Genomic DNA, 14838 nt, shown 5'->3' with positions numbered 1-14838 from the left:
CTAGCCCCGTCGCTTGCAGGGCAACCTGCCTCAGTCCTGTACGCCGGGACCTTTCGGGGTCTCGCCGCACATATGCCGGACCCCATGAACGAGGTCTGACATGACGGAACGTCCGCAAATGTATCGCTTCCACCAGGGGGACCGCGTGCTTCCCTTCGCCGCGTCGGAATATGACGCGCGGCTGGCGGGGCTGCGCCGGATCATGCAAGCCGAGGGGGTGGACGCCTGCGTCTTCACCTCGATGCACAATATCGCCTATTACTCGGGTTTCCTGTATTGTTCGTTCGGGCGGCCCTACGGTCTGGTTGTCACCGCCAGCGAAAGCGTGACGATCAGCGCGGGCATCGACGCGAGCCAGCCCTGGCGGCGAAGCCATGGCGACAACATCACCTATACCGACTGGCAGCGTGACAATTACTGGCGCGCGATCCTGTCGGTTTCCGGGCCGGGCCGTGTAATCGGCTATGAGGGCGATCACCTGACGCTGGTGCAATCCGAAAAGCTCCGGTCCTTCCTGTCGCCGTCGAAGCTGGTCGACATCGCCCCTGCCACCATGCGCCAGCGCCTGATGAAATCGGCGGCAGAGCTGGAGATCATCCGCAATGGCGCGGCGGTGGCAGATGTGGGTGGCTTTGCCATCCGCGAGGCAGTGAAGGAAGGCGCGCGCGAGATCGACGTGGCCATGGCGGGCCGCGACGCGATGGAGCTGGAAATCGCGCGCCGCTTTCCCGATGCCGAATACCGTGACACCTGGGTCTGGTTCCAGTCGGGCATCAATACCGACGGGGCGCATAACCCGGTGACGGCAAGGCAGTTGCGGCGGGGCGATATTCTGAGCCTCAACACCTTCCCGATGATCTCGGGCTATTACACCGCGCTGGAACGGACGATGTTCATGGGCGAAGTGGATGCCGCCAGCCTGAAGATCTGGGAGGCGAATGTGGCCGCCCATGAATATGGCATGAGCCTGCTGAAACCTGGTGCCTCCTGCTCAGAGGTGACGGCGAAGATCAATGCCTTCTTCGAGGAGCGCCAGCTGCTGCAATACCGGACCTTCGGCTATGGTCACAGCTTCGGCGTGCTGTCGCATTACTACGGGCGCGAGGCGGGGCTGGAACTGCGCGAGGATATCGACACCGTGCTGGAACCGGGCATGGTCATCAGCATGGAGCCGATGCTGACCATTCCCGAAGGCCAGCCCGGCGCCGGGGGCTACCGCGAACATGACATCCTTTTCATCACCGAAGATGGCAACGAGGATATCACCAAATACCCGTTCGGGCCGGCCTTCAACGTCGTGGGGTAAAACACCCGTCCGCACCGAAGGGCAGGGGCAGCGCTTTGGCGCTGCCCTTTTTCTGTGGCCGGGCAAGGCGTCAGTACACGCCCAGAAGCTCGGCAGGCATCTCGGCATGCAGAACACGGACCGTCGCGCCATGGGGCGCGCGCTCGTACAGGTCGATCACATCCTGATCCAGTAACCGGATGCAGCCTGAGGATACGGCCTTGCCAAGGTATTTCGGTTCGCAGGCGCCATGGATGCGGTAAAGCGTGTCAACTCCATTCTGGAACAGATACAGCGCGCGTGCGCCCAGCGGATTGTCCGGTCCCGGCTGCATGCCGCCATTGGCCACCGAATAGGGCTCCAGCTCCGGCCTGCGGGCGATCATCGCGGCGGGCGGCTTCCAGACCGGCCATTTGCGACCGAACTGCAAGCGGGCATTGCCCGACCAGGCGAAAGCGGCGGCGCCGGTGCCCGCGCCATAGCGCAGAGCGCTTTCCGACGATTCGACCAGATAAAGCAATCCTGCGGAGGGGTTGATGACGATGGTGCCGGGCTTGTCGCCGGGGAAGGGATTGGCGACGGTCTGACGCCAGAGTTCGGGCGGGACGATCCCCTCCGGCACGGCGGGCACCGGGAAGGGCTCGTCCGTAATGGCGCCGTAAAAGGCGGGCAGCGGTGGCCAGTCCGGTTTCTCCGGCTCGGGCGGTGGCGGCGCGACGGCGGGTTTGACACAGGCGGAAAGGGTGGCCGCAGCACCGGCGGCGGCGAACAGACGACGGGTAAGCATGACGAAATGATCCTTGGCAGGCTGGAACGGGCCTATGCAGGCTGAAACGAAAGCGCCTCAGGCGCGGGGCAGGTGTTTCAGCAGGAGCCTGGGTGGGCGGACCGGCGGGCGTGATGGATGGCTGTTGTGCCAAGCGGCACTTCTGGCGGCGACGGCCCCGCGCCAGTCGGGCGCCACCAGCCCGGTCTCGGCCGGAGGCGGTGCCAGATCGGTGCCGCAGGGGGCGCCGGGCAGAGTGGCGGTGCGGCAGTTGTGGCGCGCGCGCTCGATCACAGGCGTCACGGGCGCGGTGGTTACCGCCGTGCCATGGCCGTGCAGATGCGCCCAGGACCCGCCCACACCAGCATAGGCCCCCCAAGGCAAGACCATGAGGACCATCAGCGTCAGGAACAGGGGGCGCAACGCGGACATGGCTGACAGGTAGCAACGCCGCGCGGGCCTGTCGACACCGCTTCCGAACACATCGGCGCGAGCAGGCGCAGGGATTTCGTGAAAGCGTCATATCGCCGTCATGGGCACGTTACGCGGCGCCCGCATGGGTCGGCCATCACTCATCGAGGATTGCCCATGCGTTTTCTGACCTTCACCTCGGCCCTTGCGCTGGTGGCCGCGACCCCGGCCCTGTCCGAACCCGTGTTCAACCGCATCGCCAGCTTCGCCACGCCGCAGAATATGGCGGAAGGCGAGGATCACGCGCGTCCGACCAGCGCGGAAATCATCACTGCGACCGAGGACGGGATGACCCTGATCTATTCCGACAGCCCGCTGGGCGTGATCGGTCTGGTTGACATCGCGGACCCGAAAGCGCCGAAGCCCATGGGCAATATCGAGATGGGGGGCGAGCCGACAACGGCGCAGGTGATCGGCGGCATGGCCTTCGTCGGCGTGAATACGTCGGAAAGCTATACCGCGCCGTCGGGCAAGCTGGTCTCGGTCGATCTGGCGTCGAAAGCGGTCGTGGCCGAATGCGATCTGGGCGGCCAGCCGGATTCGGTGGCGCGCGCCAAGGATGGCAGCTTTGTCGCCGTGGCCATCGAGAACGAGCGCGACGAGGATCTGAATGACGGTGACCTGCCGCAGATGCCTGCGGGCTATGTGGTGAAGCTGCCGCTGAAGGATGGCGCGGTGGACTGTGCCAATGCGCAGAAGATCGACGTTACGGGCCTTGCCGGGATCGCTCCGGAAGACCCGGAACCTGAATTCATCGACGTGAATGCCGCCGGTGACATCGTGGTGACGCTGCAAGAGAACAACCACATCGTGATCATTGGTGCCGATGGCAAGGTGGCCAGCCATTTCAGCGCCGGCGCGGTCGATCTGGCGGGTATCGACACCAAGAAAGACGGCAAGCTGGATTTCTCGGGCAAGAAGGATGGTGTTCTGCGCGAACCCGACGGGGTGAAATGGCTGGACAATGACCACCTGATCACCGCCAATGAAGGCGACTGGAAGGGCGGTTCGCGTGGCTGGACGATCTGGAACCGCGATGGCTCGGTCGTTTACGAGGATGGTGCGCGGTTCGAACAGGCGATTGCTGCCATCGGCCATTACCCCGAGCACCGCAACAAGAAGGGCGTCGAAACCGAATCCATCGAGATCGCGAGCTTTGACGGCACGACCATGGCTTTCGTCGTGTCGGAGCGTGCGTCCATCGTTGGGGTCTATGATCTGACCGATCCGGCCGCGCCGGTGCTGAAGCAGCTTCTCCCCTCGGGCATCAGCCCGGAAGGCGCTGTTGCAATCCCCTCACGCAATCTGTTCGTTACCGCGAACGAAGTCGATCTGGTCGAGGATGGCGGCGTGCGCGCCCATGTCATGATCTATGAACGCGCGGAGGGTACCCCCGCCTATCCGACACTGACCGCCGAAGGCACCGGCATCGGCTGGGGTGCGTTGTCGGCGCTGGCCGCCGATCCGGCGACCCCCGGCAAGCTTTATGCGGTGTCGGACAGCGTCTATCGCGCCGCCCCCACCATCTACACCATCGACGCGACACAAACCCCGGCCCGCATCACCGGCGCCGTGGTGGTGACGCGCGACGGCGATCCGGCGCAGAAGCTGGATCTGGAAGGCATTGCCACGGATGGCGAAGGTGGCTTCTGGCTGGCCTCGGAAGGCCGTGCCGACAAGCTGGTGCCGCATGCGATCTACCACGTCGATGCCGAAGGCGCGATCGACAAGGAAATCGCGCTGCCGGACGAGTTGCTGGCGCATCAGACCCGCTTCGGCGCCGAAGGCATTGCCGTGCAGGGCGACCGGCTGTGGCTGGCCATGCAGCGCGAGTGGGGGGACGATCCAAAAGGCATGGTCAAGCTGCTGGGCTATGATCTGAAGGAAAAGACCTGGGGGGCCGTGCACTATCCGCTGGAAGCTCCGGCCGAGGGCCGCTGGATGGGTCTTTCGGAAATCCAGATCGACGGTGACTGGGCCTATTTCATCGAGCGTGACAACGGCACGGGTGACGCCGCACAGGTGAAACACCTGACCCGCGTGCCGCTGGCGCAACTGCAACCCGCCCCGCTGGGGAGTGACCTGCCGGTGGTGACGAAAGAGCTGGTGCGGGATCTCAAACCCGATCTGGCGCAGTGGCATGGCTATACCGCCGAAAAGGTCGAGGGCTTTGCCATCGACGCTACCGGCACCGGCTGGCTGGTGACCGACAATGACGGCGTGGACGACAGTTCGGGCGAAACCTTCCTGTGGTCCGTCGGCGCGCTGCGCTGATCGCCTGACTGTTGCGCAATCTGCCCCCGGTCCTTTGGCCGGGGGTATTCTTTTGAAGCCGAACCGTTTTGAGGGCTTGACCTGAGCCGCGTGCTCGGTGCTGATCCAGAGGGTCGCACCCAAATAAGAATCTCTGCCGAAAGATAACATGCGAATGGTTTCCAGCTTGCGCTCCCGCTTTCTTGCCCTGATCGTGCTGCCGCTTCTGGCGGCTTGTGCCGCTCCCGCCGCCCAGCAGCCCGCGCCGCAGGAAGCCCCGCCCGGCTATGGCGCCATGGTGGACGAGGGGATCACCATTCCGGCGGTGAAACCGAACCAGTTCATCGGCTCGCCCCCGCGCGAGGATGTGGCCTATAACGGCCCCGAGGCGCCGGGCACCATCGTGGTCGATGCTTTTGCCCGGAAGCTGTATCTGGTCGAGCAGGGTGGGATGGCGCGGCGCTATTCCATCGCCGTTGGCCGCGCCGGTCTGGGGTTCCGGGGCAATGCGACGGTGAACCGCAAGCAGAAATGGCCGTCCTGGACGCCGACTGCGAACATGATCCGCACGATGCCGGAATTCTATGCCGAATATGCGGGCGGTTTGCCGGGCGGCCTAGAAAATCCGCTGGGTTCGCGCGCTCTCTATCTCTATCGCGGCGGCCGGGACACCTATTTCCGTATCCACGGCACCATCGACAACCGCTCCATCGGGCGGGCCACTTCGGCGGGCTGCATCCGGCTGTTCAATCAGGACATCATCGACCTCTATGACCGCATTCCGCTGGGGACCACCGTCAAATCGCGCTCGCGCGAGGAATCGGAGCGGCTGGAAGGCAAGTTCATGGAAGATGAATGGGGCCTTCTGATCCCCTATGACGCCAGCCGTCTTGAGGAAATCGCCGCCAAACGCGCGATCAACGAGAAGAAGCTGGAGGAACAGATCGCCCGCGAAGCCGCCGAAGCCGCCGCCGAACATCAGGCTGGCACGCTGGGCCAGTAAGCGCGGCGCCGAGTTGGGAAAGGGCGGCCTGCGAAGGCCGCCCTTTTGCTTTGCGGATGACCGCTTCATGGTTGGCGCGGGTTCGCCCCGCGTCCTGCGTTCCGGCCACGCCTGGCAGATGCGAAGCTACGTTGTCCGGTTGTTAAGGCTGACCATCTCATTTCCATCTGGCACGGACGGGAAATGGCGCTGCGGAAAATTTCCATCCAGAAATTGACGTTGCGCCTGTAGGGGTGTCTTACCTTTGTCAGTGAAAGGTGTTGGGGTGCATCTCCTCTAAGGGCATGAAACCACAGAAGAAACTGCCCATTGTGCCGAAAAGTGCTTTGGTAGTGACGTGATAGTGCCCGCGAAATTTGACCGTTTTGCATAACATCGAGCCATCACATGGATAACATCCACCGATCATCCGGCCAGCATTGGGCAACAGGCAGATAACACACACAAAAATTGCAGGTCCACGCCGCGGCCGCTGTGTCAAACTTGAACGTCAGGTCTAGTGAGAGGTCCAAAACAGAGGATCAAGGTCTGACCGAAACGCCAAACCTTAGCTCCTGTGGTCAGACCTGAAAAAAAGCCAATAAATGCTGGATTCTTTGGTTGCGTGACAGGCCTCCGCCACCGCAGCAAGGTCTGACCGAGCTAAACGTCAGGATCGGCGCTCATCGCGGCAATCCTGACGCATTCCGCCTCTTTCTTCTACCACCAGCCAAATCATGAGGAAATTGCCCAGTCTGGATGCCTGCTTATCGCCATCCTTCGAGACATGCATCGATAGTCGCAGCCGCAGTGATCGCTGCTGCAGCCGTCAAGGGGTAAAGGTTTCAGTTCGTCATGCGATACCCACCGACCACGCATGGCGGATGCTCCATTGCAGCATCCATCATCGGCGACAAAACTGATGAACGGCAGCATTTGGCTGGTGTCGCGCATCTTGGCAAGCCGATCCGGCCAATATGTGTAGCGGCGTACCAGCTTTGGCAGGAAAATTTTTCGCTCGAACGTAAAAAGCGCCGCCGTGTATGACACAGGGCGGCGCTTTGGATTGCGTCAGGAACTGGTGTCAGGCGAGGTCGAAATGAACAAGCACCTGCGCAGCTTCTTCAACGTCAGGCACCCGGATTGATCCGTTCTTCGAGATCGTGCCCGAGATCGCCGCCCGCGTGGTGCCCGCCAAGAGCCGTGAGGCCGGGAACACCGCCACCCACAAGCGGTTCACTGGGGGTGAGCTGGTGATGACCGGGGCCAATGCCGCATCCTCGCTCCGCTCGACCCCGGCGCGGTTCCTTGTCATGGACGAAATCGACGCCTTCCCGCTGGACGTGGAGGGCGAAGGCGACCCAATCGCACTGGCGGTCCAGCGCACCGTCACTTATCGCGGCCGCCGCAAAATCCTGATGATCAGCACCCCGACGATCAAAGGCTTCAGCCGGATCGAGGCCGCCTATCTGGAATCGGATCAGCGGCGGTTTTTCGTCTCCTGCCTGCACTGCGCCCATGCTTTTACCGTCGCTTGGAAGGATATTCGCTGGCCGAAGGGCAAACCCGAGGATGCCGCATGTGTTTGCCCGGAATGCGGTGGGGTACACGAAGAGCGGGACAAGCCCACCCTGTTGCGCGGCGGAAATTGGCAGGCCACCGCGCCCGGTGACGGCCGCACTCGTGGCTATCATCTGCCAGCGCTGCTGTCGCCTTTCGAGACATGGGCCGAGATTGCTGCCGAGCATGGCCGCGTGGCCGCCGATCCTGCCCGCCTGAAATCTTGGGTCAACACCAAGCTGGGCGAGACTTGGGAAGAGGAAGCCGCCCAGACGGTCGATTCCGGCGCACTTTCCCGCCGCGTTGAGCATTGGGGCGGGGGCCTGCCGCCCGGCGTGGCCGTCATCACGGCCGGGATCGACACCCAGGACGAATGGCTTGCCGTCGAGCTGGTGGGCTGGGGTGCGGGTGAGGAAAGCTGGTCGCTTGGCTGGCACCGGCTTTATGGCGATCTGACCGGCCCGGCAATCTGGGCCGACCTCGACAAGCTGCTGGCGCAGACCTTCGCCCATCCTCTGGCCGGGCCGCTGCCAGTTGCCGCCGCCTGCATGGACAGCGGAGGGCATCACACGCAACGGGTTCTGGAATGGACCGCCGCCCGCCATGGCCGCCGCATCTATGCCACCAAGGGCGGATCGCAGGCCGCTCGCGCCGCATGGCCGCATCGGCCGACCTTCTCCAAAACCGGCAAGCTGCCGGTCTATGTGATCGGCGTCGATGCGATCAAGGAAGTGGTTTTCGCGCGGCTTGCCAAGTCCGAGGCCGGGCCGGGGTTCTGCCATGTTCCCGCAGGCCGCGAACCTGCATGGTTTGCCGAAATGGTGGCCGAGAAGCCCTTCACCACCTATTCCAAGGGCCGGGCGATCCGAGAGTGGAGAAAGAAGTCCAGCGAACGGAACGAAGCCTTTGATTGCAGAATCTATGCCGCCGCCGCGCTGGAAGCCCTAAAGATCGGCGGGTTCAGTGTGGATCAGGAGGGGGAGCGGATTGTGGGCTTGGCAATGGCGCCGGGGCTATCCCGCTCCGCCACCGTGGTCAGGTCCAAATTCTTGGGCGGATGAGCTTGTCCAGTCATCCTTTCATCGCTTGTAGGAATGGCGAGTAGCCACTTTGCACTTGGAAATTGGCTTCAAACGGCCTATCTTGACAGCGGGCAGCCATGCGCCGGATCAACCCAGAGCATTCGCAAGATTGCAGGCGGTGAACCGCAATTATGGGCCGGGGGGCTGTCCACACCCTATCCGAACATGTCGAAGATCTTCTGTTGCTCTGCTGAGAGCAGGCAGCGATCAAGCGTGGGGACTGACTTAAGCCCGTAGCTGAGAAATTTCCCTTTATGGTTATAGGTTACGCCTCTCAAGAGCTCGGAGTATCGAGTTTCGCAGTTACCATAAATGTCAGGTTCGACAGCGGCCGCAAACGAGGACGCAACGGCATCCGCGATTTGCAAGCTGGCCAGCTTCGAGTGATCTTGGGCATCGACTGCACTGATGTCGATGACCGGCCAGTGTATCCGTACGTCATCAGAAGATGCCCCCTGAAGCCGGGTCAGATATGCTCGAAAGTCTTCATACGACATACCGCCACGCCTAGAAAAGGTGATCTTCACCCGCCCATCTCCTTCAGGTGCACGGGGCCTCATATCCCTGCAAAGCCATGAAATTCTCTCGATCAAGTAGCGTGTCAGATAGAAGTACAGCTGGTTCTTCTGAGTGTAGATCCCGTCAGGAATAGGCCGTTTGGCAGCGAGAATGCTCACAGTCCTGAGGGGCTTGTTTCCGATGACTTGAGCCGCGACCACCTTTTGTCCGTGGCTTAGGTCTTTGAAGTGGAGCGTCCTCGACTTCTTTTCTGGCATGCGCGATGAAATCTCGTCGCGCCAAGTGACCGCATCTAGCTGATGAGTCGCGCGGAAGATGCATGCCGAAATAACCAGCCAAGGCGAGGCCCCGCCTCGCCCTCCCGGCTCCCTGTATTTGCCAAGCCCGTCATCACCCGATTCGTCGATGTAGGCAACGTACGTGTGGGTCATTTTCTCAACCTTACCCCAGCACCGCCGCCGTTTTCGGGGATGAACTCGACGCCTGCGGCTTCGAGGGCGCGGCGGACGGCTTCGACGTTGTTGGCCATCCCGGCTGCCGGGCCTTCGCTGGCTTCCATCCGTTTGAGTGTCGGAATGGAGATTCTTGCAGCTTCCGCAACGTCGCCTTGGGTCAACCCGGCCAGCGCCCGCGCCGCTGCAAGCTGCCTGCCAGTTGGGTGAAATTCATCCATAAGGATCATTGTTATCCGAAGGTGTTGACTTTGGGCCTATCGTGAGCCAATGGTATCACATTGACACTTGAGATCAACGGAGCATCTGATGCCGAACTCTGTTCCGGCAGCCGTCCCCGGCTTGCCTTCCGCCCGCCTTGCGGAAATCCATGACTGCCTGACCCTTGCCCTCGACGCGACCGAGCGCCCCACGGGCTACACCCAGCCCGAACGCGAAGCCCGCAGCTATCTGCGCACTGCATTGCGCCAGGTCGAGCGTCTGACCGGGAGGGCAGTGAGATGATGCCAGAAACTGCCACTCCGACTGCGGTGTTGGATCGTCATCGGCAAAAGATGCAGGACAACGCGCTGCGCGTCGAAAGCATGTTGCACACGATCACAACCTGTTTGGACGCCCCTCAATATCGGGGCCTGTGCGACACGCTGCTGCATCACGCCCGGCTCGTGGCAAAAGATCTGAACAATGGGCTGGACAGCACCCGGTTTCAATTTGACATCGCGACCGGAAAAGGGGGCGAAGCATGAGCGGCCTGTCCCGTCGCGAGTTCTTCCGCGCCAGCACAGCCACCGTCGCGATGACAACGCCGGTGGCCGCCGCCATCTGCCCACAAGATCACTTGGCCGCCGACAACATGCCGTTCATCGTAAGGTTGGCCGATGAGCCAGATATCGCAGCGGTCTGCGTCCCGGCAGGCAGGATCACCCACGCTTACTGCTATATGCTGTCCGATGGTCGCACGATCTTTGCAGAGCAAGATCGTTGCAATGACGGGACCGGCTGGCGCGATTGCTTATCCATGGCGTCCGAGAAGTCCACCGACAGGGCGAAAAGCCCGGCGGCCGTGTATTCGTTCAAGCTGATCTGCCTGCCGTCCGAACCGGCTAGGCGCGCCTGCATCGCCGTATAGGCGCTGCGGTCAAACTGAAGCGTTTCCATGTGTCACCTTTCTGCGTTGCGCATAGCTTCGCCGAGGCCGAAAAGCAGGGGCTTTCGGTGTTGTTGTGGTTCCCGATTTGGGATATCAATGTTTTTCGTTGATGGACTCGCGGCCCCTTGCCGTCAATGAAAAACGTTGATCATGACCCCAGCACAATCCCGAGCCGCGCGTGGCCTTCTTTCGATGACACAAACCGGGCTGGCGAAGGCCGCCGGGCTGGGGCAGTCAACGGTAATCGACTTCGAGAAAGAGCGGCGAACTGTTTCAGATCAAGCGGTTGCCGCGATCCGTGCGGCGCTGGAAGCCGCAGGGGTGGAGTTTATCCCAGAGAATGGCGGGGGTGCCGGGGTGCGCATGGCGAAGCCCGGCGGCGCGGGCGCTTAGCAGGCTTTCCCTAACATCACTCTAACGAAAACCCGCCGCGCGCTGCAAATCTGCCCCGATTTCCTTAACCGCACCTTGCCGCCTTGCCTTGCATTTTAGGCACATCAAGACGTTTGCAGGCAGGTAGGTGACATGCGGAAGGCGGCACAACGGCAATCGACATTTCTTTTGCACGATGCTGCACTACCGGCGGCCACCCTGCGTCGGAGGTGAAAGCACATGCCTGAATTGATTTCAGCCGGAGACCTTGCGCGCCAGATGCTGTTTTCTGGCGTCAACGGGGCTTTCCGCGACTGGTGCGCCCTGATGCGCATTCATCCGGTGCCGGGGCGGCGCGGGGTCTATGACCCGGCGCTTGTGCGGCGTAGGCTGGATGAAGCGCAAGGGCTATTGCAGGGCGAGGGCGCGGCCTCGGGCGTGGGTGCGGGTCTGGTGGCCCAGAGAAGGGCGCGCCGTGGTGCAGCGTAAGCGCCAGCGCCTTCCGGCCGAGATTAATCGGGTCCGCGCCAAGCTGGCGGACGGGACGGTGCGCTATTACTTCTACCTGCGCGGCCGGAAGGCGGCACGGTTCTGGACCGATACACACCCCAACCCGACCGATCCGGCCTTCTTCGCCGCCTATGTCGCGGAAATGGAAAAGGGGCGGCCGAAGGTCGGGCACCTCGTTCCCGGCATGGTGGACGCCTATCTGTCTTCGGCCGAATTCAAGGCGAAAAGCCCCCGCACCCAAGACGACTATCGCAAATGGGCGCTGCGCTTCGCGGCCGAGTTCAAGGACGACCCGGTGGCGATCTTTGAAGAACCGGCCTCGCGGGGCGAGGTGAACGAATGGCGGCAACAGTGGGCGCATTCGGCCAAGCAATTCGACTATGCCGGAACCGTGGTCACGCTGATTCTGAATTGGGCGCGGGACGCCGGGAAGATCGCGGAACACCATTGCGACCGCTTGCCCAAGGCATACAAGGCCGACCGGGCCGAGGTGGTCTGGACCGAAGCCGACCTTGCCACCTTCACCGCTCTTGCGCCGGAATGGGTGTCGCGCATCCTTCTGGCCGCCTGCGAAACCGGGTTGCGGCCGGGCGATCTTATCAAGCTGTCCCGCGCCCATATCGAAGACACGCCCGGCGGGCGGCGTCTTCGCATCAAGACGAACAAGCGCGGCCGGGTGGCACATATCCCGGTGCTGCCCCGTATGGCGGCCATTCTGGACGCCACGCCGAAGGACCGGCTTCTGATCCTGACCAATGCGAACGGCCAGCCCTTGACCGAACACCGGGCTTCAGAGGGCGTTCGCCAGTGGCGCGACAAGGCCAAACTGTCGGACACGCTGCGCCTTCAGGATGCCCGAGGCACGGCCGCCACGCGCCTTTTGAACGCGGGCCTGAGCCTTGCACAGATTGCGTCCTTCATGGGCTGGGGCCTGCGCCACGCCCAGAACGTGATTGAGCATTACGCGCGCCTTGCGCCGGGCGAATCTGACCGCATCCTTGAGGCCCTGACAGCGGCAAAATCCCAAACCGCGTAAGACAGGCGTTGTAACTTTGGCCGCTTAAAGATGTCTGTATGGGGCAGATATAGCGCGCCATAATTTTCAACCCCCAATCACTTGATTTTCATAATGGCTTTACCATTTCCGATTCGTGCGCTGCTGCGCCGGAAAGGAGGTGAAGTCTAAATGACCAAGAAACCCAGTGAAAACACCGGTCGGAATGGGGGAATCTTTCAGGAAGTTGGGCCGCGCGGTGGCGAGAAGCCCAATTACACTACGGTGCCTGATAACACCCGTCTCCCCCCGACGACCAAACCCGGCAATGAATGGAAGCCCATTCATCGCACCCCTGACAGCGACCGCTGATCGCTTGATCTAGCTGCCAGACGATAGCAACGGTCTGTCCACAATCTGCTCGTAGGCAGACCACTGAGGCCCCGAAAATGAGCCGCAGCGGGGCATAGCGTGAACAGATTTGCAAAACGTCCTGCAAAATGCCCGCCCGAAGGCGTAGAATTTTTCGGCTAAGTCATTGAAAAGATTTGGAGGCGGGTACCGGAATCGAACCGGTCTTCACGGATTTGCAATCCGCTGCGTAACCTCTCCGCCAACCCGCCGGAGCCTTCTGGCTGATTAGATACAATCCCCGGCGGGGTCAAGCAGGTATGTGGGGTCAGACGTGCTGGGCGCCGTTGACCTCGATTTCTGAGCCGGAGATGTAACTGGCCTGGTCGGAGCACAGGAACCAGATGACATCTGCCACCTCTTTGGGCTGACCAAGGCGTTGCAGCGGCAGTTTCTCGACGATCTTCTCTGTGCCGGGGGAGAGGATTGATGTTTCGATCTCACCCGGCGCGATGGCGTTCACGCGCACGCCCATCGGGCCGAAATCATGCGCCATCTCGCGTGTCAGGGCCGCAAGCGCGGCCTTGGAGGTGGCATAGGCCGCGCCAGCGAAGGGGTGGACGCGGGCACCTGCGATGGAGGTCACGTTGACGACCGAGCCGCGCGCGGCGGAAAGCTCGTCTTTCAGGCCGCGGGCCAGAACGATGGAGGCGAAGAAGTTCACATGGAACACATGGCCCCATGTGCGCAGGTCGGTTTCCAGCGTGTTCAGCCGCGCGCCGCCGGGCCCTTTGGGCGAGATGCCGGCGTTGTTCACCAGCGCATTGAGGCGCCCGCCCAGCTTCTCCTTGATCGTGGCAATCGCGGCGATGGTGGCGTCGGGCGAAGCAAGGTCGATCTGGATGTGGTTTTCCTCTCCCCCCGGCCAGGGGCAGCGCGGATCGAATGCCTGACGCGAGCAGGTGAGCACCCGCCAGCCCTCGGCGCTGAACCGCTTGACGGTGGCATGGCCGATGCCCCGGCTTGCCCCTGTCAGAACCATGACTTTCTGTTCGCTCATCGCCGCCTCCGCGCTTTGCCGCCACCCTACGCCGCAGCGGGGGATTTGCAAGCTTGGCAGGGGGCGGCAAAGGGGGTACCAACGGCCTGAACCCCGCGAGGCCCCCATGAAAAAGCAGTTGCGCACCATGCAAGATTCCATCGCCACCGCGAAAACGCTGTCCGAGGCTCTGCCCTATCTGCAACGCTATTCCGGCGCGGTGGTCGTCGTGAAATTCGGCGGCAATGCGATGGGTGACGATGATGCCATGGCCGAATTTGCCCGTGACATCGTGCTGATGCGGCAGGTCGGCGTGAATCCGGTCGTGGTGCATGGCGGCGGTCCGATGATCAATGACATGCTGAACAAGCTGGGGATCAAGTCGGAATTCGTGCGGGGCAAGCGGGTCACCGACAAGGCCACGGTTGAGGTGGTCGAAATGATCCTCTCGGGTCTCGTGAACAAGCGGATCGTGCAGGCGATCAACGATCAGGGCGGCCGCGCGGTCGGGATTTCCGGCAAGGACGACGACCTGATGGTCTGCATCGCCGATGACCCGGAGCTGGGGTTCGTCGGCAAGCCGGTGGAGATGAACGTGCAGGTTCTGCGCGATCTCTATAATGCCGGGATCATCCCGGTTGTGGCGCCGGTGGCGACCGGAATGGAGGATAACGAGACCTTCAACGTCAATGGTGACACGGCTGCCGGGGCGATTGCGGGGGCGTTGCAGGCGGATCGCCTGCTTCTGTTGACCGACGTCTCGGGCGTGAAGAATGCGGCGGGTGAGGTGATGACGCAGATCAGCCCCGAGGAAGTGCGCCAGATGACCGCCGACGGGGTGATCGCGGGCGGCATGATCCCCAAGACCGAGACCGCGTTGATGGCGCTGGATCAGGGCGTGCGGGCGGTGACAATTCTGGACGGGCGACTGCCCAACGCATGTTTGCTGGAACTGTTTACCGATCACGGGGCGGGCAGCCAGATCCGTTCGACGGTGCCGCGGGTGACGCCGCGCGTGCGGCGCTGATTTCCTGACGCGGCACTGCCGGAAG

Annotated in this window: 16 protein-coding genes, 1 tRNA gene and 1 pseudogene; 12 read left to right on the top strand and 6 right to left on the bottom strand. The window is 62.3% G+C overall.

Translation table 11 applies throughout. The features are described 5' to 3' along the window. Positions 1–100 precede the first annotated feature (100 nt). Positions 101–1306 carry an aminopeptidase P family protein gene (locus tag AO684_RS16555; protein WP_054303839.1) on the top strand — a complete coding sequence of 402 codons (1206 nt, stop codon included), beginning with the start codon at positions 101–103 and terminating at the stop codon, positions 1304–1306. A gap of 70 nt (positions 1307–1376) precedes the next feature. Here the strand turns inward: AO684_RS16555 and AO684_RS16550 are convergent, their stop codons facing one another. Both AO684_RS16550 and AO684_RS16545 read right to left on the bottom strand, forming a co-directional pair. After that, a complete protein-coding gene (locus AO684_RS16550; RefSeq protein ID WP_054303838.1) occupies positions 1377–2072 on the bottom strand; it encodes a L,D-transpeptidase in 696 nt (231 codons plus the stop codon). A gap of 57 nt (positions 2073–2129) precedes the next feature. Then, positions 2130–2483 carry a hypothetical protein gene (locus AO684_RS16545; protein WP_054303837.1) on the bottom strand — a complete coding sequence of 118 codons (354 nt, stop codon included), beginning with the start codon at positions 2481–2483 and terminating at the stop codon, positions 2130–2132. A 156-nt stretch (positions 2484–2639) separates the two neighbouring features. Between AO684_RS16545 and AO684_RS16540 the strand changes: the two genes are divergently transcribed. The 4 genes and pseudogenes from AO684_RS16540 to AO684_RS16530 all read left to right on the top strand — a co-directional run bounded on the left by AO684_RS16540 (position 2640) and on the right by AO684_RS16530 (position 8378). Continuing rightward, a complete protein-coding gene (locus tag AO684_RS16540) occupies positions 2640–4796 on the top strand; it encodes an esterase-like activity of phytase family protein (RefSeq protein WP_054303836.1) in 2157 nt (718 codons plus the stop codon). A gap of 154 nt (positions 4797–4950) precedes the next feature. After that, positions 4951–5778: a L,D-transpeptidase gene (locus AO684_RS16535; protein ID WP_082401064.1), complete on the top strand. Its 828-nt coding sequence runs from the start codon at positions 4951–4953 to the stop codon at positions 5776–5778. Positions 5779–6887: 1109 nt separating this feature from the next. Then, positions 6888–7397: pseudogene (locus AO684_RS22625) on the top strand (phage terminase large subunit family protein); the annotation flags it as partial. Continuing rightward, positions 7392–8378, top strand: a complete 987-nt coding sequence (locus tag AO684_RS16530; RefSeq protein WP_369814611.1) for a terminase gpA endonuclease subunit — start codon at positions 7392–7394, stop codon at positions 8376–8378. The pseudogene AO684_RS22625 and the gene AO684_RS16530, both read left to right, overlap by 6 nt. A 176-nt stretch (positions 8379–8554) precedes the next feature. Here the strand turns inward: AO684_RS16530 and AO684_RS16525 are convergent, their stop codons facing one another. Beyond that, positions 8555–9349: a DUF3800 domain-containing protein gene (locus AO684_RS16525; RefSeq protein WP_054303834.1), complete on the bottom strand. Its 795-nt coding sequence runs from the start codon at positions 9347–9349 to the stop codon at positions 8555–8557. Further along, complete coding sequence (locus AO684_RS16520) at positions 9346–9600, bottom strand: helix-turn-helix domain-containing protein (protein WP_152968454.1); 255 nt, start codon at positions 9598–9600, stop codon at positions 9346–9348. Before AO684_RS16520 ends, AO684_RS16525 begins: the two co-directional genes overlap by 4 nt. Before the next feature lie 79 nt (positions 9601–9679). Here AO684_RS16520 and AO684_RS16515 point away from each other — a divergent pair, with 79 nt between their 5' ends. The 6 genes from AO684_RS16515 (at position 9680) to AO684_RS16490 (ending at position 12438) form a co-directional block, all read left to right on the top strand. Further along, complete coding sequence (locus tag AO684_RS16515) at positions 9680–9874, top strand: hypothetical protein (RefSeq protein ID WP_054303832.1); 195 nt, start codon at positions 9680–9682, stop codon at positions 9872–9874. Further along, positions 9871–10116, top strand: a complete 246-nt coding sequence (locus tag AO684_RS16510; RefSeq protein WP_152968453.1) for a hypothetical protein — start codon at positions 9871–9873, stop codon at positions 10114–10116. The genes AO684_RS16515 and AO684_RS16510 overlap by 4 nt, the downstream gene beginning before the upstream one ends. Next, positions 10113–10499, top strand: coding sequence for a hypothetical protein (locus tag AO684_RS16505; protein ID WP_054303830.1), 387 nt, complete (start codon positions 10113–10115; stop codon positions 10497–10499). Before AO684_RS16510 ends, AO684_RS16505 begins: the two co-directional genes overlap by 4 nt. A 171-nt stretch (positions 10500–10670) precedes the next feature. Then, on the top strand, positions 10671–10913 hold the full coding sequence (locus AO684_RS16500) for a helix-turn-helix transcriptional regulator (RefSeq protein WP_054303829.1): 243 nt from the start codon (positions 10671–10673) through the stop codon (positions 10911–10913). A gap of 219 nt (positions 10914–11132) precedes the next feature. After that, positions 11133–11381 (top strand): hypothetical protein, encoded by a 249-nt coding sequence (locus AO684_RS21870; RefSeq protein ID WP_054303828.1) that lies wholly within the window; start codon positions 11133–11135, stop codon positions 11379–11381. Continuing rightward, positions 11368–12438 (top strand): tyrosine-type recombinase/integrase, encoded by a 1071-nt coding sequence (locus AO684_RS16490; protein WP_235451308.1) that lies wholly within the window; start codon positions 11368–11370, stop codon positions 12436–12438. The genes AO684_RS21870 and AO684_RS16490 overlap by 14 nt, the downstream gene beginning before the upstream one ends. Before the next feature lie 507 nt (positions 12439–12945). Here the strand turns inward: AO684_RS16490 and AO684_RS16485 are convergent. After that, positions 12946–13019 (bottom strand) — tRNA-Cys (locus tag AO684_RS16485). A gap of 56 nt (positions 13020–13075) precedes the next feature. Next, the gene (locus AO684_RS16480; RefSeq protein ID WP_054303827.1) at positions 13076–13807 is read right to left on the bottom strand and encodes an SDR family NAD(P)-dependent oxidoreductase; all 732 of its coding nucleotides are present in this window, start codon (positions 13805–13807) and stop codon (positions 13076–13078) included. Positions 13808–13913: 106 nt separating this feature from the next. Between AO684_RS16480 and argB the strand changes: the two genes are divergently transcribed. Next, positions 13914–14813, top strand: coding sequence for an acetylglutamate kinase (argB, locus tag AO684_RS16475; protein ID WP_054303826.1), 900 nt, complete (start codon positions 13914–13916; stop codon positions 14811–14813). The last annotated feature ends 25 nt before the right edge of the window (positions 14814–14838 follow it).

Source organism: Gemmobacter sp. LW-1, assembly GCF_001303875.1.
Classification (GTDB): Bacteria; Pseudomonadota; Alphaproteobacteria; order Rhodobacterales; family Rhodobacteraceae; genus Gemmobacter; species Gemmobacter caeni.
Note: the sequence above shows the minus strand (reverse complement) of the source record. Positions and strands in the feature narration are given on the sequence as shown.

What these genes read in the sequence shown, in the direction of transcription:
- AO684_RS16555 (WP_054303839.1), top strand. Translation starts at nt 101, where the DNA reads ATGACGGAACGTCCGCAAATGTATCGCTTCCACCAGGGGGACCGCGTG.
- argB (WP_054303826.1), top strand. Translation starts at nt 13,914, where the DNA reads ATGAAAAAGCAGTTGCGCACCATGCAAGATTCCATCGCCACCGCGAAA.
- AO684_RS16535 (WP_082401064.1), top strand. Translation starts at nt 4,951, where the DNA reads ATGGTTTCCAGCTTGCGCTCCCGCTTTCTTGCCCTGATCGTGCTGCCG.
- AO684_RS16550 (WP_054303838.1), bottom strand. Translation starts at nt 2,072, where the DNA reads ATGCTTACCCGTCGTCTGTTCGCCGCCGCCGGTGCTGCGGCCACCCTT.
- AO684_RS16525 (WP_054303834.1), bottom strand. Translation starts at nt 9,349, where the DNA reads ATGACCCACACGTACGTTGCCTACATCGACGAATCGGGTGATGACGGG.
- AO684_RS16545 (WP_054303837.1), bottom strand. Translation starts at nt 2,483, where the DNA reads ATGTCCGCGTTGCGCCCCCTGTTCCTGACGCTGATGGTCCTCATGGTC.
- AO684_RS16500 (WP_054303829.1), top strand. Translation starts at nt 10,671, where the DNA reads ATGACCCCAGCACAATCCCGAGCCGCGCGTGGCCTTCTTTCGATGACA.
- AO684_RS16515 (WP_054303832.1), top strand. Translation starts at nt 9,680, where the DNA reads ATGCCGAACTCTGTTCCGGCAGCCGTCCCCGGCTTGCCTTCCGCCCGC.
- AO684_RS16505 (WP_054303830.1), top strand. Translation starts at nt 10,113, where the DNA reads ATGAGCGGCCTGTCCCGTCGCGAGTTCTTCCGCGCCAGCACAGCCACC.
- AO684_RS16480 (WP_054303827.1), bottom strand. Translation starts at nt 13,807, where the DNA reads ATGAGCGAACAGAAAGTCATGGTTCTGACAGGGGCAAGCCGGGGCATC.
- AO684_RS16520 (WP_152968454.1), bottom strand. Translation starts at nt 9,600, where the DNA reads ATGATCCTTATGGATGAATTTCACCCAACTGGCAGGCAGCTTGCAGCG.
- AO684_RS16510 (WP_152968453.1), top strand. Translation starts at nt 9,871, where the DNA reads ATGATGCCAGAAACTGCCACTCCGACTGCGGTGTTGGATCGTCATCGG.
- AO684_RS16540 (WP_054303836.1), top strand. Translation starts at nt 2,640, where the DNA reads ATGCGTTTTCTGACCTTCACCTCGGCCCTTGCGCTGGTGGCCGCGACC.
- AO684_RS21870 (WP_054303828.1), top strand. Translation starts at nt 11,133, where the DNA reads ATGCCTGAATTGATTTCAGCCGGAGACCTTGCGCGCCAGATGCTGTTT.